2 protein-coding genes are annotated in these 1,112 nt (G+C 66.3%); one reads left to right on the forward strand and one right to left on the reverse strand.

Annotated features, from left to right (window positions below; genetic code table 11):
• A partial coding sequence (locus F6Q13_RS17685) for a hypothetical protein (protein ID WP_293059324.1) occupies positions 1-472 on the forward strand: 472 nt, incomplete at its 5' end.
• A 176-nt stretch (positions 473-648) separates the two neighbouring features.
• On the opposite strand, the gene cwsA is transcribed toward F6Q13_RS17685, so the two are convergent.
• Positions 649-1,074 carry a cell wall synthesis protein CwsA gene (gene cwsA / locus F6Q13_RS17690; protein WP_293059327.1) on the reverse strand — a complete coding sequence of 142 codons (426 nt, stop codon included), beginning with the start codon at positions 1,072-1,074 and terminating at the stop codon, positions 649-651.
• Positions 1,075-1,112 lie beyond the last annotated feature (38 nt).

Below are 1,112 nucleotides of genomic sequence, written 5' to 3' on the forward strand. Positions count from 1 at the left end.
GAACCAAGGAACAACGGTGCTGGACACGGCGTCCACGGCTGATCTCAGCACCCGGGCGGCGATCGTCCTCTCCAATCAGGAACCGCTCCCCAGCCAGCTCGATACGCTCCTGACCACTATCGCGTCGCAGCAAGACATGCTGTCCGCAGTCGACCAGACTTTGGTGGCCAACGCAGACGAGCAGTTGGTTTCAGCGGCCCAGAACATCCTCTCGGCGGACCAAGCTTTCGTCGCCGCTGACCAAGCCGGTGACCTGAACAGCAACAGCTTGCTTCCCGTGGAATGGACGGTGCTGGGCGCTGACCTACGGTTCCTCGGTACCGCCCTTGATGCGGAGGGTACGACCATCTTTTCCGCCTTGACCGGTGGCCTAGACCCCTCATCAGCCGCCGATATTGCCTCGAGTCTGGACCCCGCCGCGGTAGTAGACCCCACCATATTCGCTGACCTGCTCTCGTCAATCGGGTTATAACGTCCCGCGACGATGCGATGGGACTTAGAGGCCGAGCGGTCGCCACGATCGCGGTGACACGTGCCGCGCTGATCGCTCCGATGCGCCGACTGAGCGGCGTCGGCGCCACAGACGACAAGGTTCCGCTCGGTGGGGGGCGCAGGCATCGTCGTTGACGGGCTAGCTAGGCTGCACTGCTAGAGCTGCTGTTGCACGTCGACACTGGGCGGGCGGGGTGAGTTGTTCGGGCGCGCGGAGCGCCGCAGGATCGAGAAAGCGACCGCGCCACCGCCGAGCGCCACCACGACGATGCCGGTAATCACCCAGGCGCGTCTCCCGTAACGCCGGGACTGGCGGGCCTTGTGCAGCGCCCGCGGCAGGCCGGCGACCAGTTCGTGCGCGGCGGCCAATTCGGCGGCGACCGTTTCCTGCGCGGATTGCAGGTCAGCAGCCAACCGACGATCGCGGTAGCGCCGACGCAGGCTCGAAACACCGGCCTGCGCGGAATTAACGCCCAGTCCGACGAGCCCGCGGGTGAGGTCCACCGGCCCGACCGCGGAGTACGCCAGGCCCCGGGTCAGTCGCTGCCGCGGAGTCAACCGGGTGTGGTTCGTGGCCGTCATCTGCCGCCTTTCCGATGTGCTGGTAGTGGACCTTCCAG

The organism is Mycobacterium sp., assembly GCF_008709575.1.
Classification (GTDB): domain Bacteria; phylum Actinomycetota; class Actinomycetes; order Mycobacteriales; family Mycobacteriaceae; genus Mycobacterium.